This window comes from Accumulibacter sp. (genome assembly GCF_032229525.1).
GTDB lineage: Bacteria > Pseudomonadota > Gammaproteobacteria > Burkholderiales > Rhodocyclaceae > Accumulibacter.
In genome coordinates this window covers 1-7,700 of the sequence record NZ_JAVTWB010000154.1, presented here as the reverse complement: position 1 = coordinate 7,700, position 7,700 = coordinate 1, and the positions used below count along the sequence as shown (strand labels likewise).

7 protein-coding genes are annotated in these 7,700 nt (G+C 61.6%); 3 read left to right on the top strand and 4 right to left on the bottom strand.

Translation table 11 applies throughout. The features are described 5' to 3' along the window. The coding region (locus RUW20_RS11785) for a TRAP transporter small permease subunit (protein ID WP_313952416.1) at positions 1-446 on the bottom strand (446 nt) is incomplete at its 3' end. Positions 447-626: 180 nt separating this feature from the next. Next, positions 627-1,616 carry a DctP family TRAP transporter solute-binding subunit gene (locus RUW20_RS11780; RefSeq protein ID WP_313952417.1) on the bottom strand — a complete coding sequence of 330 codons (990 nt, stop codon included), beginning with the start codon at positions 1,614-1,616 and terminating at the stop codon, positions 627-629. A gap of 1,068 nt (positions 1,617-2,684) precedes the next feature. Between RUW20_RS11780 and pyk the strand changes: the two genes are divergently transcribed. From pyk to RUW20_RS11765, 3 genes are all read left to right on the top strand, one after another. Further along, positions 2,685-4,097 (top strand): pyruvate kinase, encoded by a 1,413-nt coding sequence (gene pyk, locus RUW20_RS11775; RefSeq protein WP_313952415.1) that lies wholly within the window; start codon positions 2,685-2,687, stop codon positions 4,095-4,097. A 180-nt stretch (positions 4,098-4,277) separates the two neighbouring features. Then, positions 4,278-5,441 carry an acyl-CoA desaturase gene (locus RUW20_RS11770; RefSeq protein ID WP_313952414.1) on the top strand — a complete coding sequence of 388 codons (1,164 nt, stop codon included), beginning with the start codon at positions 4,278-4,280 and terminating at the stop codon, positions 5,439-5,441. A gap of 12 nt (positions 5,442-5,453) precedes the next feature. After that, the gene (locus RUW20_RS11765; RefSeq protein WP_313952413.1) at positions 5,454-5,945 is read left to right on the top strand and encodes a disulfide bond formation protein B; all 492 of its coding nucleotides are present in this window, start codon (positions 5,454-5,456) and stop codon (positions 5,943-5,945) included. A 12-nt stretch (positions 5,946-5,957) separates the two neighbouring features. Here the strand turns inward: RUW20_RS11765 and dut are convergent, their stop codons facing one another. Both dut and coaBC read right to left on the bottom strand, forming a co-directional pair. Then, complete coding sequence (dut, locus tag RUW20_RS11760; RefSeq protein ID WP_313952412.1) at positions 5,958-6,419, bottom strand: dUTP diphosphatase; 462 nt, start codon at positions 6,417-6,419, stop codon at positions 5,958-5,960. Further along, entirely contained in the window at positions 6,419-7,612 is a 1,194-nt protein-coding gene (coaBC, locus tag RUW20_RS11755; protein WP_313952411.1) for a bifunctional phosphopantothenoylcysteine decarboxylase/phosphopantothenate--cysteine ligase CoaBC, read from the bottom strand. The genes dut and coaBC overlap by 1 nt, the downstream gene beginning before the upstream one ends. Positions 7,613-7,700 lie beyond the last annotated feature (88 nt).

Below are 7,700 nucleotides of genomic sequence, written 5' to 3'. Positions count from 1 at the left end.
ATCTTGTACATTTTCAGCCAGTAGTCGATGGCGCCACCCTTGGTATCGACACCGAGCAAGGCCAACCAGGAAGAATCCAGGAGCACCAAGCCGTAGAGCATGCAGCAGGCTGCGCCGAACAACGACAGCGCTTTGGTCATCGGCGCGGGAACGGCCTTGATGATGATGTCAACACCCAGGTGCAGGCTGGTTCTCAGGCCATAACCCATCCCCAGCAGGATCAGCCAGGAGAACATGGTGGTGTTGAATTCCAGAGCTGCGGACCAGCCGGTATTGAATCCGTAGCGGGCGATCACCTGGAAAAAGGACACTGCCATGATCGAGGTGATCACCAGAACGAGAAGCGACTCCTCGGCGTGCGCCATCGCCTTCGGGAATTTCTTTTCGAGCGCCCAGAGAACTACTAAGAAGAGTACGAGGTAAACGTGAAACCAGTAAGCTCCCATGGCAAACACCTTTAGTCATGTTCTTGAACGAATGTCATCGCGCCGAACGAAGCGATCTCGCGACCGACTGCAGCGCAGAGAAAAACCTCTGGGAATTCAGGCGATCCGATTGATGACGTTTTTTCTTGCGGGTCCAAGGAAAAGGGCCAGAAGAAACCTGGCCCTTTTCTACCTGCTCGGTTATGAACCAGCCGCAGCCTTGATGGTGTCTGCGCCGATCTCTTTCTCGAACTTCTTCCAAACCGGAGTCATGGCTTCCACCCACTTCTTGCGTTGCTCGGGCGTCAGCTTGTTGACCTTGCCGCCCGCCTTGATGATGTTATCGCGGTTCTTCGCTTCGTCCGCTTTGACTGCCAGGTTGGTTTCGTTGGAAACTTCGTCGACGATCTTCAGGAACTGATCGCGAACAGCAGGCTTGAGGCTGTTGAGCCACTCGGCCGAAGTCAACAACATGTACGCCAGCAATTGATGGTTGGTCTCCGTCGTGCTGTTCTGGACCTCGAAGAACTTCTGGGTATAGATATTCGACCAGGTGTTCTCCTGACCATCGACAACCCCGGTCTGCAGCGCGCCGTAGACTTCGGCAAAGGCCATCGGCTGCGGCGAGGCACCCATGGCTTCGATCATCGCCTTGGCCACGTCGGAGGTCTGCACCCGGAACTTCATCCCTTTGGCGTCGGTGGGCAGGATCAGGGGCTTGTTGGCCGAGAAGTACTTCATGCCGGACATCCAGTAACCCAGGCCGACGAAGCCGACGCCTTCCATCGACTTCAGTAGCTTCTTGCCCTCGGGCGAGTTGGTAAAGCGGATCGCCTGGTCAATATCGACAAAGATGAAGGGCAGATCGAAGACACCCAGTTTGGGCGTGTAGGAGCCAAACTTGGACAGCGAGGGCGCCAGCAGCTGCACGTCGCCGACCAGCAACGCTTCAAGCTCCTTGCTGTCACCGAAGAGTGTGCTGTTTGGGTAGACCTCGATGCACAGCTTGCCTTTCATTTCCTTGTTGACACGTTCTGCCAGGTGATTCGACGCCACCACCTTGGGATGCGTCGAGCCGCCGGTCACGTGGCTGAGCTTGGCGATAACTTCGCCCTTCTCGCATTTCGCCGAGGCGGAAGTGGCGGCAAAGGCCAGGGCCAGGGCGGTCAGGGCAACGCTGATCTTTTTCATGTGCTTCATGGAGTCTCCTATCCAGAATTACTACTACATATGAATTTATCGTCTTGTTTATAAGACAAGGTTGGTACCTTGTGGCGCAAAGGACAAACATCTTGCCGTCGTAAGCGCGAGCAACTTCGCGCTTTGCATCCTCACTCAATGTCGTTTTTCCCGCCTTGCATGCTCGCAGGAGGCTGTGCTGCCCCCCCTCTCGCACGTATGGCGTCATACGATCTATCGAGTGGGCACTGAAAACCGGGGTCGGTCTGCGCCCAACTCGCAAGCGCATGGAACACGAGGACAAGTTGTCGGTCACCCGACGTCACTCTGATCAACCTCGGCTTTCGGTTCCAAGCGGATTCTAACAAGTCCTGTTTCGCTTTCAAGCAGATTCTGACAAGTCCTGTTTCGATTCCAAACAGATTCTGACAAGTCCTGTTCGCAACGGCCATTGTGGATTTCCGCAATGGCTTGCACTGTGGCAGTCCGTCAGCGAAAGCTGAGCCGTACCTGTTGGTGCCGGCGAAGACAACTTGCGTCCGACCAGCGAGATGAAAATGCACCGTTTCCCGGAGACGTTCGAGGCCCCGGGCGCGCCAGACAGGAAATCCGAGGGGAAGATGGCCGGCTGCTGCCAGGCGCGTCGAGGTTGACGCTGACGAGAAGCAGAAATATGCATTAAGCAAGCTCCTGGTCTCGCACCAGGCGCCCGTGGCCCCGACTAGCGTGAAAAGAGCCCACGGCGATGCGCATCGCGCGCGGCAATCGACTCGCCGATCAAGTGCCGGACCAACTCGAGCACCTAGTCAGCACTGCAAGTTTGCAGCCCCACAACGCGATGGGGCTCGCTCGTCCGCCGCCAAACATCCGATAAAACAAGCAGAAAGCCCGCCAACGACCGGCCTCACCGCTTCTGGCAGTCAGCTTGCCTGAAAATCCGGAAATTCCTCCGGGACGCTCGGCAGATGGTCCTTGATTGACGACGGTTGCCACCGCTCCCTATACTGCCGGCCGGCCCGCTGAACTTCCCGCCCCGCTCGGGAACCAAGACAGGCTGTCGAAGCGATTGAGGAGTACCTGATGCGCCGAACGAAAATCGTGGCCACGATCGGCCCCGCCACAGCCGCACCGAAGACCCTGCGGCAACTGCTGGAAGCCGGCGTCGATGTCGTGCGACTCAACGCTGCCCACTCGGACATGCTAACGCACAGCAACAACGCGCGCCTGGTTCGCGAGGTTGCGAATGACCTTGGCCGCAGCGTCGGGGTCCTGGTCGACATGCCCGGCCCGAAGATCCGTACAGGTCTCGTGGCGGGTGACGAAGTCGAACTCGAGTCTGGCCAGGAGTTCGTCCTGATCGGCACCGACGGTGGCATCGGCGATGCGCATCACGTCGCCACGACCTTGCCCGACCTTGCCCAGTGGGCACGCCGAGGCGACGAAGTCTACCTTGCCGACGGCGCGATCGTCCTGCGCGTGCTGGAACCGGTTGGCAGCGACGTGCGGACAGAAGTGGTTCGTGGTGGCACGCTGCGCTCACGCAAGGGGATGCACCTGCCGCGCGCCGAAGCCCATGTCGAGCCCTTCACCGCCCGCGATGCCCTGGCGCTCGAAATGGCGATTGCGGCGAAAGTCGACTTTCTCGGCCTGTCGTTCGTACGCCACGCCGACGACGTCGAGCGAGTGCGTGCGATGCTCCCGAAGCGCGGCATGCGGCCAGCGCTGGTACCCAAGATCGAAACGGCGGCGGCGGTCGATAACCTTGCGGGCATCATCAACGCCGCCGACGCGGTGATGGTCGCACGCGGCGATCTCGGTATCCAGATGCCGGCGCGGCGCGTACCCCTGCTGCAGAAGGAGATCATCCGCGCCTGCAACATGGCTGGAAAGCCGGTGATCACCGCCACCCAGATGCTCGAGTCGATGACGCGCTCGCCGTTGCCGACGCGCGCCGAGGTCAACGACGTCGCCAACGCCGTACTCGACGGCACTGACGCTTTGATGCTTTCGGAAGAGACCGCGGTCGGGCTGTTCCCGTGCCAGACCGTGCGGATGATGAGCGAAGTCGCGGAGTCGGCCGAAGGCTGGCCGCACGAGCGCGTCGATCCGGCGTCGATCGCTGGCGCCGATGCCGATCGGGTAGCCTGGGCGGTAGCCCACGCTGCGGTCCAGGCGGCAGAAGATCTCGGTGTCGCGGCGATTCTCTGCCCGACGCGCAGCGGGCTGACCGCACATCGCATTGCCGCTTTTCGACCCCGCGTGCCGATCGCCGGTATCTCCACGGCCCCTCCGGTCCTCGGTGGCCTCTGCCTGGTATGGGGCGTACAACCGCTGCTGGTCCCCGAGAACATTGAGGGAGAGCAGCTGCGGCTGGCCATCGCCGCTGCACGCGCCGCCGGAATGGTGCGCGACGGCGACCTGGTGGCAGTGGTCTTCGCATCGACCGGACCACGTGCCGGCAGCACCGACAGCGTGCGCATTGTCCGCGTCTGACGGCGTCTGAGACAGGCCAGCGAGAACACCATCCGCCGAACGGGCAGAAGTGACGCGGGTCAGGGTCGAATCCTGATCGGCGATGGGCAGTGGAACGATGCCCTACACCCTGCGCAACGGCGTTTGGTGCATGGCTGGAATTGCCTTAGAATTCAAGGTTCGATCTTTTGAGGGTGATTCATGTACGCTGGATTAGTCGATTGGCCTTGGTGGGCCTACGTGCTGGCAACGTTGGCTTTGACCCACGTGACGATCGCCTCGGTAACCATCTTTCTGCACCGGCATCAGGCGCATCGAGCGCTGGACCTGCATCCGCTGGTCGCCCATTTCTTTCGCTGCTGGCTGTGGTTGACCACCGGCATGGTGACCAAAGAATGGGCCGCCATCCATCGCAAGCACCACGGCAAGTGCGAAACGCCTGACGACCCACACAGTCCCCAGGTTTACGGCATCCATCGTGTCCTCTGGACCGGGGTGTTTCTCTACGTGAAGGAAGCCAGGAACACCGAAACCCTGCAGCGCTACGGCCATGGCACCCCGAACGACTGGATCGAGAATCACCTCTACACGCCCTGGCACAAACTCGGCGTGGTGATCCTGCTGGCCATTGACATCACCTTCTTCGGCGTGCTTGCCGGTTTGCTGATCTGGGCCGTACAGGTGGCCTGGATTCCGTTCTGGGCCGCCGGCGTGATCAACGGTCTGGGCCATTTCTGGGGCTACCGCAATTTCAGCACACAGGATGCCAGCACCAACCTCTCTCCTCTGGGCATTCTGATCGGCGGTGAGGAACTTCACAATAATCATCACGCTTTTCCAACCTCGGCCAAGTTGTCCAACCGCTGGTACGAGTTCGACATCGGCTGGCTCTATATCCGGAGCCTGGCTGCGCTGGGCCTCGCGCACGTCAAGAAGGTGGCGCCGGTACCGCGTTTGGGCACGCTGCGGCCAGAGGTGGACTTCGACACCTTGCAGGCGGTAATTGCCAACCGTTACGATGTGCTGTCGCGCTACACCCAGTCGCTGAAGCAGGTCTATCGCGAGGAAGTGGGCAAACGGCAGGATCGCCAGCGCTTCAAGGGCCTGAAGCCCTGGCTGGCCGAGGATACCGGCGACGTTCCGCATGAGCTGCGCGGGCGGCTCGAATTGCTGCGTGGCGAGAGCCGCGCGCTGCACACCCTGTACGCCATGCGCCAGGAGCTGGTGGCGGTCTGGGAGCGCTCGAATGCGTCGCGCGAGCATCTTCTCAAGAACCTGCAGGACTGGTGCGAGCGGGCTGAAAACTCCGGTGTCCGCCAGTTGCAGGAACTGTCGATGCGCTTGCGCAGCTACGTACCCAGCTGATCGATTACGCTGATGCGCGTTTCGCTGCGAGCCCGCTTTGGCCTGCTGGCGCTGGCCACCCTGGGCTTGACGGCGACCGGCATCATGATCGGCGAAGTGATGCGGCTGCAGCCCTGCCCCTTGTGCATTTTTCAGCGGCTGCTCTATCTCCTGATCGCCATTTTTGCGCTAGGCGGCGTCCTGCTACCCGGCTGGTCTCGTCTTTGGGGACTACTCGTCGGCTTGACGGCAACGGGTGGCCTGGGAACCGCGGCGTACCAGAGCTGGCTGCAGTTTTTCCCCGATGCCAGCCTGGCCTGCGGTTCCGGCGAGCCGACATTGATCGAGCAAGTGGTCAACTGGTTTGGCGTACGCTGGCCCGAGCTGTTCCTCGCCACCGGCTTCTGCTCGAGCAAGGATTGGCTATTTCTCGAGCTGTCGATGGCCAACTGGTCGGTCTTGTGTTTCCTGCTACTGATGGTCGTCGCCGCACACCTGGTGGTCAGCACGGAAAGACGGCGCTAGAGGCGGCCTGACTCAGGAGCGGCCGGTACTACCGAAACCACCGTCGCCGCGCGCGCTGGCAGCGAAATCGTCGACCACGTTGAAGGCTACCTGCAAGACCGGCACCACCACCAGTTGTGCCAGGCGGTCGAGCGGTCGCAGCGTAAACGGTTCCTGGCCACGGTTCCAGGTCGACACCATGATCTCGCCCTGGTAGTCGGAGTCGATCAGGCCAACCAGATTGCCCAGAACGATGCCGTGTTTGTGGCCAAGACCCGAGCGCGGCAGGATCATCGCCGCCAATCCCGGATCGGCGAGATGAATCGCCACCCCGGTCGGAATCAATACCGTTTCCCCCGGCCGGATTTCTACCGGAGCAGCGATACACGCCCGCAGGTCCAGTCCGGCCGAGCCGGCGCTGGCATAGTGCGGGGGGTTCTCGCGCAAGCGCGGATCGAGCAGCTTGACGTCAACCGGAAGCGCCAGGTTTGCCATCAGCGCTTGCCGAGCAGGACCGCGATCCGTGCCACCAGCTGACGCGCCAGCTGCAACTTGGGCGCGGGCGCTAGCGGGTGCTGGCCGTCGTCGTCGAAAAGAATAAGTGTGTTCTCCTCACCACCGAAGCCATCCTGGATGAGATTGCCGACGACCAGCGGGACCTTCTTGCTGCGCCGCTTGCTCTCCGCGTATTCGGCGAGGTTCTCGCTTTCCGCGGCAAAACCGACGCACAGGGGCGGCACCGGCAGCGCTGCAACTTCGGCAAGGATGTCCGGGTTCTCGACCAGTTCGATGGTCGGTGGTGAAGAGCGCTGGCCTTTCTTTATCTTCTGCTCCACAAACCCGGCCGGCCGGTAATCGGCGACGGCCGCGACGGCGACGAAAACATCGTTCTCGGCGACGTGACGGAACACCGCCTCGTGCATCTGCAGGGCACTGGTCACCGCGATTCGGGTCACGCCTGCCGGACACGGCAGGCAGACCGGACCGGAGATCAGCGTCACCTGTGCACCGGCTTCGCATGCCGCGCGGCTGATCGCATAGCCCATTTTCCCGGTCGACAAATTGGTGATGCCGCGCACCGGATCGATGGCCTCGAAGGTCGGGCCGGCGGTCAGCAGGACGCGTTTGCCAGCCAGCAGCTTGGGCTGAAAATGCGCGATCAGTTCGGCCAGAACTTCTTCGGCTTCGAGCATCCGACCCGGCCCGGTCTCGCCGCAGGCCTGATCGCCAGAGGCCGGACCGACGATGAACACGCCGTCTTCACGCAGGGCCGCAATGTTGCGGCGGGTCGCCGGGTTGTCCCACATCTGGCGATTCATGGCCGGGGCCACCAGCAGCGGGCAGTCGCGAGCCAGAACCATGGTGGTCAACAGATCGTCGGCCAGCCCGTTAGCCAGCTTGGCGAGAAAATCAGCCGAGGCAGGGGCAATCAGCAACACATCGGCCTGACGCGACAAATCGATGTGCGCCATGTTGTTGGCAACCCGCGGATCCCACTGGTCGGAGAACACCGGCTTGCCGGAAAGCGCCTGGAAAGTGACCGGTGTGACAAAGCGTGTCGCTGCCTCGGTCATCGCCACCTGCACCGTCGCGCCCGCCTTGACCAGCAGGCGAACCAGTTCGGCCGCCTTGTACGCCGCAATGCCGCCCGTGACGCCAAGGACGATGCGTTTTCCCGCTAATTCCATGCGCTGTGCTCTTGAGCTCGTTCGGAGTGTCTGGCGGCACATTCTACTTGAGATTGGGAGAAGGCGATCAGAGACCACCCCCCGGCAC

Excerpts from the sequence above, each read along its gene's own strand:
- dut (WP_313952412.1), bottom strand. The coding sequence starts at position 6,419 with ATGGCAAACCTGGCGCTTCCGGTTGACGTCAAGCTGCTCGATCCGCGC.
- RUW20_RS11765 (WP_313952413.1), top strand. The coding sequence starts at position 5,454 with ATGCGCGTTTCGCTGCGAGCCCGCTTTGGCCTGCTGGCGCTGGCCACC.
- RUW20_RS11770 (WP_313952414.1), top strand. The coding sequence starts at position 4,278 with ATGTACGCTGGATTAGTCGATTGGCCTTGGTGGGCCTACGTGCTGGCA.
- pyk (WP_313952415.1), top strand. The coding sequence starts at position 2,685 with ATGCGCCGAACGAAAATCGTGGCCACGATCGGCCCCGCCACAGCCGCA.
- coaBC (WP_313952411.1), bottom strand. The coding sequence starts at position 7,612 with ATGGAATTAGCGGGAAAACGCATCGTCCTTGGCGTCACGGGCGGCATT.
- RUW20_RS11780 (WP_313952417.1), bottom strand. The coding sequence starts at position 1,616 with ATGAAAAAGATCAGCGTTGCCCTGACCGCCCTGGCCCTGGCCTTTGCC.